Here is a 15,931-nt window from a genome sequence, read left to right on the forward strand (position 1 = left end):
ACCAGAGAGCCCCGGTAGGCATGAGCATCGATACGACCCCCAAGATGAGCTGGTGGAACCGATTGGCCCATCCCGGCCAGTTCGTCATCCTCACCAAGCCCCTCATTCTGCCGCTGACGGCGCTGACCGCCCTGCTCTTTGCCGCCGGGCTCTGGTTCGCCTTCTTCAATTCGCCGGCCGACTATCAGATGGGGGACACTGTGCGCATCATGTATGTGCATGTGCCGACCGCCTGGCTCAGCCAATTCGTCTATGCCACCATGGCCGTCTCGGCGATCGGTTCGCTCGTCTGGCGCCACCCCATGGCCGATGTGTCGATGAAGACCGCTGCCCCACTCGGCGCCGCCTTTACCGCCATGGCGCTTTTTACCGGCTCGCTCTGGGGCCGCCCGACCTGGGGCACGTTCTGGGAATGGGACGGGCGGATGACGTCGACGCTCGTCCTCCTTTTCATCTATCTCGGCATCGTTGCGCTCTGGCGCGCCTTTGACGACCAGCTCCGCGCCGCGCGTGTCGTCGCGGTCTTTACCCTTGTCGGCGCGGTCAACATTCCGATCATCAAATTCTCGGTCGACTGGTGGTCGACGCTGCATCAGCCGGCGAGCGTCTTCCGGCCCGATGGCCCGACCATGCCCGGCTCGATCCTGACCCCACTTTTCGTCATGTTCTTTGCCTTCACCTTCCTCTTCATCACCCTGCAACTGACCGCCATGCATACCGAAGTGCGCCGCCGCCGCATCGCGACGCTCGAACGCCGCGCCGCACGGGGAGAGACACGATGATCGGTCTTGGCGAACATGCCGAATTCATTGTCTCGGCCTATATCGGGGTGTTCTTGGGCGTCTCTGCGCTCATCGGCTGGACGGTGTTTTCCGCCCGCGCCACCAAGCGCCGGCTTGCCGAGCTCGGCGACACCAGGGCGGACGCTTGAGACATGAGAAAATTTCTCTTCGCTGTTCCTCTCCTTTTGCTCGTCGGGCTGATCGGCGTGTTCGCCATGTCGATGGATCGCGACCCGAACCTTGTGCGCTCGGTGCTGATCGATAAGCCGGCGCCGCAGTTCAGTCTTGCGGCGGTCGACGGGATGACTGTGCCAGGTTTCGACACCGCTTCGCTCAAGGGCGAGCCGACGCTCGTCAACGTTTTCGCCTCGTGGTGCATCCCCTGCCGCGACGAACATCCGCTGCTCGAAGCGCTGAAGGCGGAGACCGGCGTCAGGCTCTTTGGCATCAATCATTCCGATGCGCCGGAGAATGCGCGAGCGTTTCTCGCTGAACTTGGTAATCCCTATGACGCCATAGGAGCGGATCGCGACCGGCGCGTATCGATCGATTGGGGTGTCTATGGCGTGCCGGAGACATTCATCGTCGACAGGAACGGCACCATCGTTTTCAAGCACGTCGGACCGCTGAGCGCAGAATCGATCGAGCGCGAAGTAATGCCTGCGCTGGACAAGGCGCGGCTCTAGGCGCTCTTATGGCGCCATAGCGTCCTTTATTCGCCAGCGATCCAATCCACTTTCCAGCTTCCACGCTGCTCGTCGCTCAGCACTTCGGCGAGGAGCGGCATAAGTACCCGCATTTCCTCTTCGAGCACGAAGGGCGGGTTGACGATAATCATGCCCGTTCCATGAAGACGCGGCGGCAGCGAGGCGGCGCGGATTTTCAGCTCGAGCCGGAGGATTTTAGAGATGCCTGATTCTGCGAGCATATCGACGAAATCGGCGACGTCCTCTGGGTCCTTGATCGGGTACCAGAGCGCATAAAGCCCGCCGGGCCAGCGCTTGTGGGCCTTGATCAGGCTTTCGACCATGCGGGCGAACTCGCCGCGCTCTTCGAAGGGCGGATCGATGAGAACGAGGCCGCGCTTTTCCTTGGGCGGCAGATGGGTGCCGAGCGCCTGCCAGCCATCGACATGGGTGACGCGGACCTGGAAATCGCCCGCAAAATTTTCACGCAGGATATCGACATCCTGTGGATGCAGTTCGAGCGCCATCAGCCGGTCCTGGGGACGGAGCAGCGTGCGCGTGATCAGCGGCGAGCCGGGATAGAACCGCAGATTGCCATCGGTGTTCTGGGCGCGGATTGCGTCGAGATAGGGCGCGAGGAGCGCAGTGGCGTCATCGGGCAGTTTGCGGCCCATCAGTCGGCCAATGCCATCGACCCATTCGCCGGTCTTGGCCGCGGCTGGACCTTTGAGGTCATAGAGCCCGACCCCGGCATGGGTATCGATGACGCGAAACGGCGCATCCTTGCGCATCAGATAGGTCAGGATGCGGGTAAGGATGGTGTGCTTGACCACATCGGCAAAATTGCCGGCGTGAAAGACGTGGCGGTAATTCACTTGCGGCCCTCGGCGAGGAGTATGGTGGCGGCGAAGGCGAGGAAGACGGTGGCAAAGCTCCAATTGAGCGCGCGCGACACCCAGATATTGTCGCGCAGCGTCCGGGTCAGCCATTCGGCAAAGAGCACCGTGGCAATGACGACCGGCAGCGAGACAACGATGAATTCAACGCCGAGGAAGAGGAGCTTGCTCGCCGCCGCTGGATCATCTGCCGAGATGAACTGCGGCAGGAAGGTTACGAAAAACAGCGCCACCTTGGGATTGGTGAGATTGATGGCAAGGCCGGTAAAATAGCTCTGGATCAGGCTCGGGGTCTTGCCGCCAGCCTTGGGGACGAGGAGGCCACCGCCGGAGCGAATGGCCTGGATGGCGAGCCAGACCAGATAGAGCGCGCCGACGATTTTCAGCGCCCAGAAGGCGGCAGGCGCAGCGACGATCAGCACCGAAATGCCGAAGGCGACGAGGGCGGTGTGGACCGCAATGCCCGTGCTGGTGCCAAGGACGGCGGCAAAGCCGTGGGCGCGGCCAAAATTCATCGTCCGTGACACAAAGAGCGCCATATCTGGCCCCGGCGTCACCGCAAGGACGAAGCCCGCGAGGGCGAAGGTCAAAATCACGGAGAGATCGGGGACGAAGCTGGGCATGGCGCGCTCGGTTTTTCTGCTTTCCCTATCGCACTAACGCGAGAGGCTGAACAGCCTTGGCCGAAACGCGTGGGAAATCGGGCTGCACACCAAGGCAATATCGCCTAAAACCATGCCATGAGCGATCGCATCCCAAAAATCGTCATTCTCAACGGCGCGCCGCGTTCGGGGAAATCCTCGCTGGTCCGGGCGATCCAGAAAGATGTGCCCGGCAGCTGGCTCAATCTTGGCGTCGATAGCCAGATGGCGAGCCTGCCGCCCCATCTCCTGCCCGGCATTGGCCTCAGGCCAGGGGGCGAACGGCCCGATCTCGAGCCTACTGTCGTGCGGCTTTATGAACTGCTCTTCGACACCATTGGCACCTCGGCAGACGCCGGGTTCGACATCATAGCCGACCTCGGCATGCACGAGGATTATTCGACCCCACTCGGCATTTTGCCTCGGGCGGCCCGAAGACTTGGGGCCCTGCACCCGCTTTTCATCGGCATCGACTGTCCAATCGAAGAAATCATGCGCCGGCGCAATGCTGCGCCCAATTCGATCGGCGGGACCTATCTAGGTGGAGAAACCCCACCGCCACCCGTGCTTCGCTGGCAGAGGGCCGTGCATGAAGGCCGGGACTATGACCTGCGGCTCGACATGGGCGCATTGACGCCCGAGGACGGCGCGGCGCGCATTGCCGCAGTCCTTAAAGACCCGCCAGCAGTTCCGGCCTTGACGCGGCTTAGCACAGTCTGAACATATGAGGGCCCAAAAAGTCTTCGTGTCATCGATTTAAGTCCGCGTTAAGCGGCGATGATTAGCTTCACCAAAACGTCATGTTTGGGCCGTGAGTGGGGGACTCGATGGTGGGTGTGGACATCAATGCAGCGGCCGTTGCCGACGCCTTGCTGCTCGATGCTGCGCTCGAAAACATCCCCTATGGCTTTTGCGTCTGGTCTCCGCAGTTCCGCCTCGTCATGTGGAACAAGCACTATCGCGAATTCTACGGCTTTTCGGCAAATGCCATCCAAAAGGGCATGACGCTTGAAGAGGTGGTTCACCTCTCCCACAAGCTGGGCAATCATCCCGGCCAGAGCCCCGACGCCTTTTATGAGAGCTATTCGAGCGAGCTTCTGGCCAATCGCAGCGGCGCGCGCAGCAAGAACCATGAAGAAGTGCATGGCGGGCGGATCGTTGAAACCGCCCATGTCTATACCGAGAACCTCGGCTGGGTGGTGACCCACGAAGACATTACCGACGAACTCCTCCAGTCCGAAACGGTGCAGAAGCGCAAGCTCGAACTCGAGCGGCAGAATATCCGGCTCGATGCGGCCGTGAATAACATTCCCATCGGACTGTGCATGATGGATGCCAAGGGGCGCCTCGTGATCTGCAACGAGCCCTATGCCCGCATCTACAATCTGCCGATCAGCTATCTTCGCCCCGGCACGCAGCTTGAAGTCATTCTCGGGCATCTGTTCGACGAAGGCATGAGCGCGGGCGGCAGCGGCAGCCGCGAGGAGTACATCACCTGGCGCCGCGAAGTGATTGCCAAGAACGAATATGGCAAGAACATCCACGAACTGAACAACCGCATCATCCTGATGCAGCACCATCCGATGAAGGATGGTGGCTGGGTTTCGACCCATGAGGACATTACCGAGCAGCGGCAGAACGAAGCGCGCATCCACCATCTGGCGCGGCACGATGCCCTGACCGACCTGCCCAATCGCATCGAATTTCTCGAGCAGATGGCGCGCACCGAAGCGGGCCTGCAGCGCGGCGAAATGGCGGCCGTGCTCTATATCGATCTCGACCATTTCAAAGCCGTAAACGACACGCTCGGCCATGCCGTGGGCGACGAAGTGATCAAGCAGGCGGCCGTGCGGCTCTGGGGCACGACGCGCGAAAGCGATCTGCTCGCCCGGCTCGGCGGCGACGAATTTGCGCTGCTGCTGCAGCCGATCGACAGCGCCGATGCGGCGGCCCGGGTGGCCGATCGGATCATCAAGGCCATGGGCGCACCGATGAACATCAAGGGCCAGCAGATCGAAATCGGCGCCAGTGTCGGCATTGCCGTTGGCCCGGGCGACGGGCTCGATACCGATACGCTCGTTAAAAATGCCGACCTCGCGCTCTATAAGGCCAAGAGCGAAGGCCGCTCGACCTATCATTTCTTCGAAGCCGGCATGGATGCCGAACTGCAGCAGCGCCGCCTGATCGAAGCCGGGCTGCGCATGGCGCTCGGGCGGGACGAATTCCGTCTCGTCTATCAGCCGCTCCTGGGCCTGCGCGAAAACCAGATCACCTGCGTCGAGGCGCTGCTGCGCTGGGATTTTGAGGGGCGCACGGTTTCGCCGACTGAATTCATCCCCGTGGCCGAGGAAACAGGGCTGATCGCCGCCATCGGTCAATGGGTGCTCAACGAAGCCTGCGCCGCCGCCGCGACCTGGCCGGGCCATGTGCGCGTCGCCGTCAATCTCTCGCCGGTACAATTCCGCCAGCGTGATCTCGTGGCCCAGGTGCGCCGCGCGCTGACGGGGGCCAAGCTCGATCCCGCCCGGCTCGAACTCGAGATCACTGAAAGCCTGCTCCTCGGCGATAGCGAATCGACGCTCAAGGCGCTCCACGAATTGCGCGCCATGGGCGTGCGCATCTGCATGGACGACTTTGGCACCGGCTATTCATCGCTCTCCTATCTTCGCAGTTTTCCCTTCGACAAGATCAAGATCGACCGCTCCTTCATGCGCGATCTCGCGAGCCGCGCCGATAGCCAGGCCATCATCCGCGCCGTCATTGGCCTTGGCCAGTCGCTCGGGATGTCGACCACCGCCGAGGGCGTCGAAACCGAAGAGCAACTCAGTCTCGTCCGCGCCCACGGCGTCTCCGAAGTGCAGGGCTATCTGTTCTCGCCTCCGGTTTCCGGCGAAGACCTGCTGGATTTGCTGCACACTGCGGTGGAGATCGCCAAAGCCTCTTAGTTTTTGGGGCTTCTTGGAACATTGGACTGCGAAAACTCCCAGATTTGCCCCAACCACCAGCTCGACACCTCCCCCTAGATGGGGGAGGCCGGGAGGGGGTGAGTGAGCCACGGACTTCGCGCGTGCCGTCACCCCTCCCCATCAAGGGGAGGGTGTAAACGGAGCGCGTGACTAACTCAGCGCCCAACAGCCTAATAGTCAACGCCCCTGCCCTGCCCGCGTCGCCGCGGCAGGTTTATGCATTTGGAACGGGCCCCGAGGCGCCTGCGCCCCTGAGTGATTGAAAAAAATGAGACGAAACCGCCTCGGGGCGCTGACTTTTTGGACAGGATTCACAGCGCCACTTTGATCGCTCGTCGCGTGGCGGCCAATCCCAGAACCCACGCGGTTACGGTCCCGCGCGATCAGCATCCCCGCAGCCGTCCGTCTCGACTCCGTCCCATGCGGGGAATTTTTGGATTTTAGAACGGGGAGGAGGGGGCGGGGATAAGTTTCTTGAGCGCCCGATACGCAGCAGTTAGAAAGCCAATAAGGCCACCCGGATTGTAGAAGATGAAAAAATCAACGCCGATTGATGCCATTCTTTCGAATGCCGTTGAGTCGATTATTTTGGGTATTGAAGATTATCGCGCCAACGATCCGAGGCGCGCGACTTCCGCGGCGAGGAATTACTTCTCGGGTGTTCTCCTACTTGCCAAAGCTGCACTAATGAAAGCCGCGCCCAAAGCAGATGTGGCAACAATAATTTCTTCTAACGTGAAGGTCATTCCTAACGGCCGAGGAGGAATCAAACCTGTTCCGGTAGGCCGCTCAACAGTTGAGTTCTCCAAAATTGGCGAGCGATTGGCGGACTTCGGCATTGCAGCGGATATCAAGTTGGTCAGCGATCTAGGGCGGATCCGTAACGACATCGAGCACGGGTCAAATCCACACACTGAAATGGCCGTTAGGGAAGCTATCGCGCGCTCGTTTCCCTTTGTGTCGCAGGTGATTGAGTATCTTGGTTTGTCGCCGGTAGAAATATTAGGCGAAAGCTGGGTAGTAATGCTTGATGTCCAGGAAATGCACCAGATTGCCTACGAGAAATGCCTGAAATCGTTCTCTAAAATCGTTTGGCAGGACGATCTTCTGCCGCAAATTGACAGACGATGCTCAGATTGCGGCTCGTCCCTCGTATTGCAAATAAAGCCGGAAAACTCTGACCACCAAGCCATGGACTCTGAGTGCCAACGCTGCGGTAAACAGATTCAGGCCGAGGATTTAGTCGAGTATAGTTTGGGCGCCTACTTCGAAGTGGAAGCATACGTTGCTGCAAAAGAGGGTGCCTCTCCACCGCTTGGTGTCTGCCCGGAGTGCGGTCTGACAACTTATGTGAACGGCTACGATCTATCCGCGTGCGTTTGGTGTAATGAAAAATTGGGCGAGTGCGCGGTGTGCTACACCGCACTCAACTCCGAAAACGTCTCGCCAGATCACTCTGGACTATGCGCGTATCACGGAAATGCTCTTGATCGTGACTGACTTGAATAGGTCTGAGATCCCACCTTCCGTCTTCAGGGGCTTCACCGACCCTTTCCACTCTCCATCGTCACCCCCGGCTCGACCCAGGTCCCATCCCTCAATCTCAAGATGGGTCCCGGCTTTCGCCGGGATGACATCTCGGGAGCGGATGAGTTGCGGTGCATAAGCCGATAGAGAAAAAGGCCCGGGATTGCTCCCGGGCCTTCTTCAATTCAGTCGAGACTACGTCTCGTCAGCCCATATGCGCGAGCACAGCCAACAACAGCAGTGCCACGATATTGGTGATCTTGATCATCGGATTGACGGCCGGGCCGGCCGTGTCCTTGTAGGGGTCGCCGACGGTGTCGCCGGTGACTGAAGCCTTGTGGGCGTCTGAGCCCTTGTAGTGCTTCACGCCGTGGGAGTCGGTGAAACCGTCTTCAAAACTCTTCTTGGCATTGTCCCAGGCGCCGCCGCCGGCGGTCATGGAGATGGCGACGAAGAGGCCGGTGACGATGACACCCATCAGCATGGCGCCGAGGGCTGAGAAGCCAGCGGCGGGGCCGGCGATCCAGTTGATGATGACGAAGACGAGGATCGGCGAGAGCACCGGCAGGAGCGAGGGGACGATCATTTCCCGTATCGCGGCCTTGGTGAGCATATCGACGGCCCGGCCATAATCGGGCTTGTCGGTGCCGGCCATGATGCCCGGCTTTTCCTTGAACTGGCGGCGCACTTCGACGACGACCGACTGGGCCGCGCGGCCCACCGCGGTCATCGACATGCCCCCGAAGAGGAATGGCAGGAGACCACCGAAGAGAAGGCCGACGACGACATAGGGGTCGGCCAGCGAGAAGGTGAGCGAGCCCATGCCGGCAAAGATGGCCGGGGCATCGGACAAGGACGAGAAATAGATCAGGTCCTGCGTATAGGCGGCAAAGAGCACGAGGGCTCCGAGGCCGGCCGAACCGATGGCATAGCCCTTGGTGACGGCCTTGGTCGTATTGCCCACCGCATCGAGCGCGTCGGTATTGTGGCGCACTTCCTTGTCGAGACCGGCCATTTCGGCGATGCCGCCGGCATTGTCTGTGACCGGCCCGAAAGCGTCGAGCGCGACGATGATACCGGCCAGGGCCAGCATGGTGGCAACGGCCACCGCGATACCGAAGAGGCCGGCGAGCGAGAAGGTGACGATAATGCCGGCAATGATCACGAGGGCCGGCAGGGCTGTCGATTCCAGGGACACGGCAAGTCCCTGGATGACATTGGTGCCATGGCCGGTGACCGAGGCTTCGGCGATGGAATTGACCGGGCGCCGATTGGTGCCGGTGTAGTATTCGGTGATGACGATGATCAGCCCGGTGATGACTAGGCCGGTGACCCCGCACCAGAAGAGGCTCCAGGGCGTAAAGGTTTTTGCCGCCGTTTCGATTGGCAGGTTCATGTCGCCGAAGAGGAGCCAGAGCACCGGTAGCAGCACGACGAGCGAGAGGACGCCGGTCGCGATCACGCCCTTATAGAGCGCGCCCATGATGTTGTGGTCGGCGCCCAATTTGACGAAATAGGTGCCGATGATCGAGGTAATGACGCAGGCGCCACTGATAGCGAGGGGCAGCACCATGCCGGTAAGCTTGAGGGCCTCGGGCAGGATGATCGCGGCGAGAACCATGGTGGCGACGATGGTCACCACATAGGTTTCGAAGAGATCGGCGGCCATGCCGGCGCAATCGCCGACATTGTCACCCACATTGTCGGCGATGGTGGCCGGGTTGCGCGGATCGTCCTCGGGAATACCGGCTTCGACCTTGCCCACCATATCGCCGCCGACGTCTGCACCCTTGGTGAAGATGCCACCGCCAAGACGGGCGAAGATGGAAATCAGCGAAGCCCCGAAGGAGAGAGCGACGAGGGAATCGATGACCACGCGGCTCGTGGGCGCATTGCCCATGGCTGTGAGGATGATGAAGTAGAGCGTGACGCCCAGAAGACCGAGGCCGGCAACGAGCAGGCCCGTGACCGCGCCGGACTTGAAGGCGAGATCGAGCCCCTTGCCGAGCGAGGAAATAGCGGCCTGGGCGACGCGCACATTGGCGCGGACCGAGACATTCATGCCGATAAAGCCGGCGGCGCCCGAAAGCACGGCACCGATCAAAAAGCCGATGGCGGCATGGACGCCAAGCAGGAGCCAGGCGGCAATCAGGATGACCACGCCGACAATGGCGATGGTGGTATATTGGCGTTTGAGATAGGCCGAAGCGCCTTCGCGCACGGCGGCGGAGATTTCCTGCATACGCGCCGAGCCCGCATCAGCCTTGAGAAGGCTTTGAGTGGTGACGACGCCATAAACGATAGACAGACCGCCGCAGGCGACGATCAGCCAAAGTGCCAGATCCATGAAACACGTTCCTCGAATGATAAGATTCGAGACCCGCCGCGGCCTTGGCCAGCTCTTTTGGGGATTTTGCTTTGCCCCGTGTCCGGTCCGCAACCGCCCTCCGGCGGACCTCCTCCCAAGGGTCAGCTTAGCGCGATTGGGGAGTTAAGCAATTGGAAAGTGTGACGGTTTGTCGCGGGCGCTTCTGGGCCCTATCCGAGAGTGCTGAGGCGCGAGACCAGAATGTCGATGTCCCCGACCACATGCACGGTCTTGAAGCGCGAAAGTTCGCCGCTGACCAGGGTGAGGCTGGATTTGGAAATGCTGAGGGATTTGGCGAGGAGCGCCAGGACGGCGGCGTTGGCCTTGCCTTTGTCGGGCACGGCCGACACGCGGAGGCGGAGGACGGCGGTGCCATCATCGCGCTGTTCTATGCCGTCCAGGCAATCGCGCCCGGCATTGGGCGTGACGCGGAGAGATACCAAGAATCCCTCCGGCGTCGGGCGAAAGGGGCTAGATGCCGGCACGAACCACGGCGGGATAGATATAATAGCCGATGATCGACTGGATGAAGAAGATCAGGAGGAAGGCGACCAGCGGGGAGAGGTCGAGGCCCGAGAAATTGGGCAGCATGCGGCGGATTGGCCGGAGCACCGGGTCCGTCATCTGATTGAGCACGCGCCAGACCGCTTCGACGAACTGGTTGCGGGTATTGATGACGTTGAACGAAATCAGCCAGCTCATGATGATCATGATGAGCAGGACCCACCAATAGAGCTGGAGGAGGATCAGGATGATATCGAGAACGGCGCGCATTGGCGTCTCCGCGAGAAAAGGTCCGATTTATCTAGTGGGTTAGTCCCCGACTCACAAGGGCGCCCCCTCAAAAGTCAGAGCCCCGCACCGGGCAAGCGATGCAGGGCCCAAATGACTGACTATCCGGTAAGCAGTACGAGGATCCGGACGCCCACTCTATTGCACGAAGCGTGCCAGATGGCGGGGTCAGCAAAACCGGGGTCAGATATTAAGGTCTTATGAATATTGGCTTTTTGCGAGGAGGCGCGCCTCGCAAATTGCGAAGCGGCTTTGCAAAATGCGAATTCAGACGCGCGCGCGGCTTGGCTTCCAGGTCGCGACCTTGACGAGGTAGAGCACGACGACGAGACCGAGGACGATATAGCTCAGGGGATCGAGCACGACTTCGATGGCGTCGTAATGTTCGTGGAGGATGTAGCCCGAAAGGGTGAGGAAGGTGTTCCAGATCAAGGCGCCGGTGGTCGAGGCGAGGAGAAAGACCGGCAGGCTCATGCGCGAAAGGCCGGCAGGAATGGAAATCAGCGTGCGGATCAAGGGGATCAGGCGGCCAAAGAGCACAATGATGGGCCCAAAGCGGGTGAACCATTTCACGGCGACATCGATCTCATCGGCATTGAAGGCCATGACGCGGCCAAAGCGATCGGCGAGGGTCCGGACCCGCTCGAGCCCGAAAATGCGCCCGGCATAATACCAGGGGAGCATGCCGACGACGGCGCCGAGGGTCGCGGTGAACAGCACGCCGAAAAGGTTGAGATCGCCATTGGCGGCGGCAAAGCCGGCAAAGGGAATGATCAGCTCCGACGGAATCGGCGGAAAGATCGATTCAGCCAGCATGACGAGGAATATCCCCAAATATCCGAGTTCGGAAATGGTCTGGATAATCCAATCGGTCATGCGGCAATCTCCTTGGGTTTCAGGCCAGTTAGAGGATGTGAGGGGCAAAAAAAGGGCCCCGGCGTTTCCGCGGGGCCCTTGAACAATCAGGCCGACTTCGAGGCGCGGCTCATGCGCTTGCGATCGTTCGGATCGAGCCAGATCTTGCGCAGGCGGATCGATTTGGGCGTCACTTCGACATATTCGTCTTCGGCGATATAGCCGAGCGACTGTTCGAGGGTCAGCTTCTTCGGGGTCGTCAGGCGCACCGCTTCGTCCTTGGAGGTCGTGCGGATATTGGTGAGCTGCTTGCCCTTGAGCGCGTTGACCTCGAGGTCGTTCTCACGAGAATGCTCGCCGACGATCATGCCTTCATAGATGTCGACGCCAGCGTCGATCATGATCGGGCCGCGATCTTCGAGGTTCCAGAGCGCGAAGGCGACGGACTGGCCGGTGCCGTTCGAGATCAGAACGCCGGTGCGACGGCCGGGCAGTTCGCCCTTGAACGGGACGAAGGAGTGGAACAGGCGGTTGAAGATGGCCGTGCCGCGGGTGTCCGATAGAAGTTCGGGCTGGTAGCCGATCAGCGAACGGGTCGGGACGAGGAGCTGAATGCGGGTACGGCCAACGCCGGATGGACGCATATCGGTCAGTTCGCCCTTGCGCTCGGTGAGCTTCTGGACGACGGCACCGGTGAATTCGTCATCGACGTCGATGATGACTTCTTCGATCGGCTCGTGACGGACGCCATCGATATCCTGCATCAGGACTTTTGGGCGACCGATGGTCAGCTCAAAGCCTTCGCGGCGCATGTTTTCGATGAGAACGGCGAGCTGAAGTTCGCCGCGGCCGGCAACGTCATAGCTGTCGTTGTCGTCGCCCGGGGTCACCTTGATGGCGACATTGCCTTCGGCTTCGCGCATCAGGCGTTCACGGATAACGCGGGACTGCACCTTGTCGCCTTCGCGGCCGGCCAGCGGGCCGTCATTGATGCGGAAGGTGACCGAGAGGGTCGGGGGATCGATCGGCTTAGCAGCGATGGGCTTCGTCACCGAGGTGGCGCAAAGCGTATCGGCCACGGTCGAGGTGACGAGACCGGCAATAGCGACGATGTCGCCGGCTTCGCCAATATCGACCGGAGTGCGTTCGAGGCCACGGAAGGCGAGAACCTTGGAAACGCGGCCCTTTTCGACTTCCTTGCCTTCACGGTTGAGCGTGTGGATGGGGTCGTTGGCCTTGACGGTGCCCGAGGTGATGCGGCCGGTCAGGATGCGGCCGAGGAACGGGTTGCGCTCAATGGTGGTGACCAGCATGCGGAACGCGCCTTCTTCGACGCTGGGCTCCGGCACGTGTTCGACAACCTTGTCGAGGAGGGGCCCAAGATTTTCCTTCGGACCTTCCGGCTCCATAGCCATCCAGCCCTGCTTGGCCGAACCGTAGAGAACCGGAAAATCGAGCTGTTCCGGCGAAGCGTCGAGGGCGATGAAGAGATCGAAGATTTCTTCGAGCACTTCGAGGTGGCGCTCGTCGGACTTGTCGATCTTGTTGATCGCAACGATCGGACGGAGGCCCTGGGCCAGCGCCTTGCCGAGCACGAACTTGGTCTGCGGCATCGGGCCTTCAGCGGCGTCGACGAGGATGACCACGCCATCCACCATGGAGAGGATGCGCTCGACTTCACCGCCGAAGTCGGCGTGGCCGGGCGTATCGACGATATTGATGCGGGTATCTTTCCAAAGGAGCGAGGTCACCTTGGCAAGAATGGTGATACCGCGCTCACGCTCGATATCGTTGCTGTCCATGGCGCGTTCTTCAACGCGCTCGTTTTCGCGGAAAGAACCGGACTGCTTGAGAAGAACGTCGATCAGGGTCGTCTTACCGTGGTCAACGTGAGCGATGATGGCAATATTGCGCAGGGACATGGGCACCGGGGCGTTGGGCATGGTCCAGCGGCAGCGAGGCGAACGGCCAAATCATGCGGGAAACAGGAAGCGCCAGTTGCATAGAGGGCAAACTGGCGCATTTCGCTGCGGTCCATATAGAAAAAGCGCGCCTTTCACAAGCGCTCCCGGTGCAGGGCCGGAATGCGCGCGCGGGGAATGGGCGGGTTGAGGCTCATCAGCGGCGTCGCGCCCCTGAGCTGATGACGCGAAAATTCCACCGCCATTCTTCGTAAAAAGCCCGAGGAATCAGCCTTTCTGCCGGATGTTTGCCGCCAGAGCCATCATTGGCGGGCACGTGGAAGAGCGCTTTTGAACCATGCTCCCTGAACCGGTTTGGCCTCTAGCGGTATGCTTTTGGTGCCTTCTTGCCGTTGGGATGGCGATCCCTAAGTAGCGGCGTGCGGTTGCCTGCAGATGCCTTGCCTCCGAGGCCTGTTCGGCGCCGCGCGTTCTAGGAATTTGATAAATGTTGCTTGAAAAACTGAACTGGCGCTATGCCACCAAGAAGATGGATGCGTCCAAGACCGTCGCTGCCGACAAGGTCGACCGCATCGTCGAAGCGGCGCGCCTTGCCCCTACCTCGAGCGGCCTGCAGCCGTTCCAGGTCATCGTCGTGACCAATCCCGAAGTGCGCGCCAAACTGCGCGCTGCCGCCTATGACCAGGCGCAGTTGACCGACGGCTCCGCCGTTCTGGTGTTCGCCGCCTGGGATAATTACACCGCCGAGCGCATCGACCAGATGCTGGCGCTGACCGTCGCCGAGCGCGGCGCGAGCAGCGACACCCTCAGCGCCTATTATGAGCGCCTCAAGGCGACATATGTGCCGCGCGATGCCCAGACCAATTTCGAGCACGCAGCGCGCCAGGCCTATATCGGCTTTGGCATGTCGATCGCGCAGGCCGCTTTCGAAGGCGTGGATGCGACGCCGATGGAAGGCTTTGACCCCGCCCAATTCGACGAAATCCTCGGCCTTTCCGCACAGGGCCTGCGCTCGGTCTGCATCCTGCCGCTCGGCTATCGCGCCGAAGAAGGTGACTGGCTTCTCGGGCTTAAAAAGATCCGCCGCCCGACCGAAAATTTCGTAACTGAACTCGCCTGATCCCCACGCATCACCCTCGTGCGCTGCATGAGGGTGATCATTTTGGAATTTTGCGACAGCATTTTGCGCTGAACAAAATGCAGCTTCGCGCCCCTACCCCGCCCGGCCCGTCTGGACTTCCAGCACGGCGACCACGCGGCCCAGCAGTTCCAGAAATTGGCCGCGCTCGGCGGTGGTGAACTGTTCGAGCAGGAGCTCGTTGAGGGCGCCGAGGGCCCGGTCCATGTCGGCGATGTGGTCATAGCCATTTTGGGTCAGGACGATGAGGGCGCTGCGGCCATCGTCGGGATTGGCTTTGCGGGTGACGAGACCATCGCGCTCCATGCGCTGGATGGTGGCGGTCATGGTGGGCTGTTCGACTTCGGCGGCCTGGGACAGCGCCTTTGGCGTATGCGCGCCGCCCGATGAGAGCGCCAGGAGGACCGGCACATAGGCGGGATTGAGCCCGATCGGCGCGAGCATGATTTCGCGCTCGCGCGTCAAAAGACGGGCGGCCCAGCTGAGTTGATCGACGACACTGCGTTGCGACATACTGAGCCTACTCAGGATTTTTGCCATTTAGGCGCGAGCGGCTGATTTGGGCAAGCGGCTTGCGGGGTGGATAGTGCGACAGTGGCTGTCATCCCGGCCTTGAGCCGGGATCCATCTTGAGATCTCGGGATGGGCCCCGGCTCAAGGCCGGGGTGACATGCGAGTGTGTAGTGATGGTGGTGACCAAACAAAAGGGGCGGGACCAAAGCCCCGCCCAAATTGCAAAAAATTACTTGGAGTTCTTGGCCATCTCGATGGAGTCGAGGATCACCTTGCGTGCATCGGCGAGGTTACCGATCCGGTCGATCTTGGCCCACTTGCCGGGCTCGAGATCCTTGTAGTGGGTGAAGAAATGCTTCACGCGCTCAAGCTGGATTTCGGGGAAATCCTCGATATCCTTGATGTTGTCATACATGCGCGTGAGCTTGCTGACCGGCACGGCGATGATCTTTTCGTCCTGGCCGCCATCGTCTTCCATGAACAAGACGCCGACCGGGCGCGAGCGCACCACGGCGCCGGGCACGAGGGGGCGCGAATTCATCACGATGACGTCGAGCGGATCGCCATCGCCACAGAGCGTATGGGGCACGAAGCCGTAATTGCCGGGGTAACGCATCGGCGTATAGAGGAAGCGATCGACAAACAATGCGCCGCTATCCTTGTCGATTTCATACTTGATCGGCTCGCCGCCCAAGGGGACTTCGATGATGACATTGAGGTCGTCGGGCACGTTCTTGCCGGTCGGAATGGCGTCGATGTTCATTTGGCTGAATGTCCGGTTCGTCGGGGGAAAGCTGAACGAGTGGGGTTCTGCCCGACAAAGGCGGGCAAAGGCAAGCCGGAAA

16 protein-coding genes are annotated in these 15,931 nt (G+C 60.7%); 7 read left to right on the forward strand and 9 right to left on the reverse strand.

Features of this window, described 5'->3' with window-relative positions:
* Positions 1-20 precede the first annotated feature (20 nt).
* The 3 genes from ASG47_RS09215 to ASG47_RS09220 are packed head-to-tail and all read left to right on the forward strand — an operon-like array spanning position 21 to position 1,468.
* On the forward strand, positions 21-782 hold the full coding sequence (locus ASG47_RS09215) for a heme ABC transporter permease (protein ID WP_082511652.1): 762 nt from the start codon (positions 21-23) through the stop codon (positions 780-782).
* The gene (gene ccmD, locus ASG47_RS20245) at positions 779-931 is read left to right on the forward strand and encodes a heme exporter protein CcmD (protein WP_082511653.1); all 153 of its coding nucleotides are present in this window, start codon (positions 779-781) and stop codon (positions 929-931) included. The genes ASG47_RS09215 and ccmD overlap by 4 nt, the downstream gene beginning before the upstream one ends.
* Before the next feature lie 3 nt (positions 932-934).
* Positions 935-1,468: a DsbE family thiol:disulfide interchange protein gene (locus ASG47_RS09220; RefSeq protein ID WP_061908431.1), complete on the forward strand. Its 534-nt coding sequence runs from the start codon at positions 935-937 to the stop codon at positions 1,466-1,468.
* Between the two features lie 26 nt (positions 1,469-1,494).
* Here the strand turns inward: ASG47_RS09220 and ASG47_RS09225 are convergent, their stop codons facing one another.
* Both ASG47_RS09225 and ASG47_RS09230 read right to left on the reverse strand, forming a co-directional pair.
* A complete protein-coding gene (locus tag ASG47_RS09225) occupies positions 1,495-2,343 on the reverse strand; it encodes a 23S rRNA (adenine(2030)-N(6))-methyltransferase RlmJ (RefSeq protein ID WP_061908432.1) in 849 nt (282 codons plus the stop codon).
* Positions 2,340-2,987 carry a LysE family translocator gene (locus ASG47_RS09230; protein WP_061908433.1) on the reverse strand — a complete coding sequence of 216 codons (648 nt, stop codon included), beginning with the start codon at positions 2,985-2,987 and terminating at the stop codon, positions 2,340-2,342. The genes ASG47_RS09225 and ASG47_RS09230 overlap by 4 nt, the downstream gene beginning before the upstream one ends.
* 117 nt (positions 2,988-3,104) lie before the next feature.
* Here ASG47_RS09230 and ASG47_RS09235 point away from each other — a divergent pair, with 117 nt between their 5' ends.
* The 3 genes from ASG47_RS09235 (at position 3,105) to ASG47_RS09245 (ending at position 7,471) form a co-directional block, all read left to right on the forward strand.
* Entirely contained in the window at positions 3,105-3,725 is a 621-nt protein-coding gene (locus tag ASG47_RS09235; protein WP_061908434.1) for a phosphotransferase-like protein, read from the forward strand.
* 107 nt (positions 3,726-3,832) lie between these two features.
* Positions 3,833-5,950, forward strand: coding sequence for an EAL domain-containing protein (locus ASG47_RS09240; protein WP_061908435.1), 2,118 nt, complete (start codon positions 3,833-3,835; stop codon positions 5,948-5,950).
* Positions 5,951-6,502: 552 nt separating this feature from the next.
* Positions 6,503-7,471, forward strand: coding sequence for a hypothetical protein (locus tag ASG47_RS09245; protein ID WP_061908436.1), 969 nt, complete (start codon positions 6,503-6,505; stop codon positions 7,469-7,471).
* 232 nt (positions 7,472-7,703) lie between these two features.
* Here the strand turns inward: ASG47_RS09245 and ASG47_RS09250 are convergent, their stop codons facing one another.
* The 5 genes from ASG47_RS09250 to typA form a co-directional block, all read right to left on the reverse strand.
* Positions 7,704-9,845, reverse strand: coding sequence for a sodium-translocating pyrophosphatase (locus ASG47_RS09250; protein ID WP_061908437.1), 2,142 nt, complete (start codon positions 9,843-9,845; stop codon positions 7,704-7,706).
* A 191-nt stretch (positions 9,846-10,036) separates the two neighbouring features.
* On the reverse strand, positions 10,037-10,309 hold the full coding sequence (locus ASG47_RS09255) for a DUF167 family protein (protein ID WP_156464043.1): 273 nt from the start codon (positions 10,307-10,309) through the stop codon (positions 10,037-10,039).
* A gap of 28 nt (positions 10,310-10,337) precedes the next feature.
* A complete protein-coding gene (locus ASG47_RS09260) occupies positions 10,338-10,640 on the reverse strand; it encodes a YggT family protein (protein WP_061908439.1) in 303 nt (100 codons plus the stop codon).
* Between the two features lie 285 nt (positions 10,641-10,925).
* Positions 10,926-11,534 (reverse strand): DedA family protein, encoded by a 609-nt coding sequence (locus ASG47_RS09265; protein WP_061908440.1) that lies wholly within the window; start codon positions 11,532-11,534, stop codon positions 10,926-10,928.
* 86 nt (positions 11,535-11,620) lie between these two features.
* Positions 11,621-13,435, reverse strand: a complete 1,815-nt coding sequence (gene typA / locus ASG47_RS09270) for a translational GTPase TypA (protein WP_061908441.1) — start codon at positions 13,433-13,435, stop codon at positions 11,621-11,623.
* Between the two features lie 487 nt (positions 13,436-13,922).
* Between typA and ASG47_RS09275 the strand changes: the two genes are divergently transcribed.
* A complete protein-coding gene (locus ASG47_RS09275; RefSeq protein WP_061908442.1) occupies positions 13,923-14,555 on the forward strand; it encodes an NAD(P)H-dependent oxidoreductase in 633 nt (210 codons plus the stop codon).
* A 93-nt stretch (positions 14,556-14,648) separates the two neighbouring features.
* On the opposite strand, the gene ASG47_RS09280 is transcribed toward ASG47_RS09275, so the two are convergent.
* Together ASG47_RS09280 and ppa are read right to left on the reverse strand one after the other, a co-directional pair.
* Complete coding sequence (locus ASG47_RS09280; RefSeq protein ID WP_061908443.1) at positions 14,649-15,086, reverse strand: MarR family winged helix-turn-helix transcriptional regulator; 438 nt, start codon at positions 15,084-15,086, stop codon at positions 14,649-14,651.
* 229 nt (positions 15,087-15,315) lie between these two features.
* Positions 15,316-15,849, reverse strand: a complete 534-nt coding sequence (gene ppa, locus ASG47_RS09285) for an inorganic diphosphatase (RefSeq protein ID WP_061908444.1) — start codon at positions 15,847-15,849, stop codon at positions 15,316-15,318.
* Positions 15,850-15,931 lie beyond the last annotated feature (82 nt).

The organism is Devosia sp. Leaf420 (assembly GCF_001425445.1).
Classification (GTDB): domain Bacteria; phylum Pseudomonadota; class Alphaproteobacteria; order Rhizobiales; family Devosiaceae; genus Devosia.

Excerpts from the sequence above, each read along its gene's own strand:
- ASG47_RS09215 (WP_082511652.1), top strand. The coding sequence starts at position 21 with ATGAGCATCGATACGACCCCCAAGATGAGCTGGTGGAACCGATTGGCC.
- ccmD (WP_082511653.1), top strand. The coding sequence starts at position 779 with ATGATCGGTCTTGGCGAACATGCCGAATTCATTGTCTCGGCCTATATC.
- ASG47_RS09220 (WP_061908431.1), top strand. The coding sequence starts at position 935 with ATGAGAAAATTTCTCTTCGCTGTTCCTCTCCTTTTGCTCGTCGGGCTG.
- ASG47_RS09230 (WP_061908433.1), bottom strand. The coding sequence starts at position 2,987 with ATGCCCAGCTTCGTCCCCGATCTCTCCGTGATTTTGACCTTCGCCCTC.
- ASG47_RS09235 (WP_061908434.1), top strand. The coding sequence starts at position 3,105 with ATGAGCGATCGCATCCCAAAAATCGTCATTCTCAACGGCGCGCCGCGT.
- ASG47_RS09240 (WP_061908435.1), top strand. The coding sequence starts at position 3,833 with ATGGTGGGTGTGGACATCAATGCAGCGGCCGTTGCCGACGCCTTGCTG.
- ASG47_RS09245 (WP_061908436.1), top strand. The coding sequence starts at position 6,503 with ATGAAAAAATCAACGCCGATTGATGCCATTCTTTCGAATGCCGTTGAG.
- ASG47_RS09250 (WP_061908437.1), bottom strand. The coding sequence starts at position 9,845 with ATGGATCTGGCACTTTGGCTGATCGTCGCCTGCGGCGGTCTGTCTATC.
- ASG47_RS09260 (WP_061908439.1), bottom strand. The coding sequence starts at position 10,640 with ATGCGCGCCGTTCTCGATATCATCCTGATCCTCCTCCAGCTCTATTGG.
- ASG47_RS09265 (WP_061908440.1), bottom strand. The coding sequence starts at position 11,534 with ATGACCGATTGGATTATCCAGACCATTTCCGAACTCGGATATTTGGGG.
- typA (WP_061908441.1), bottom strand. The coding sequence starts at position 13,435 with ATGTCCCTGCGCAATATTGCCATCATCGCTCACGTTGACCACGGTAAG.
- ASG47_RS09275 (WP_061908442.1), top strand. The coding sequence starts at position 13,923 with ATGTTGCTTGAAAAACTGAACTGGCGCTATGCCACCAAGAAGATGGAT.
- ASG47_RS09280 (WP_061908443.1), bottom strand. The coding sequence starts at position 15,086 with ATGTCGCAACGCAGTGTCGTCGATCAACTCAGCTGGGCCGCCCGTCTT.
- ppa (WP_061908444.1), bottom strand. The coding sequence starts at position 15,849 with ATGAACATCGACGCCATTCCGACCGGCAAGAACGTGCCCGACGACCTC.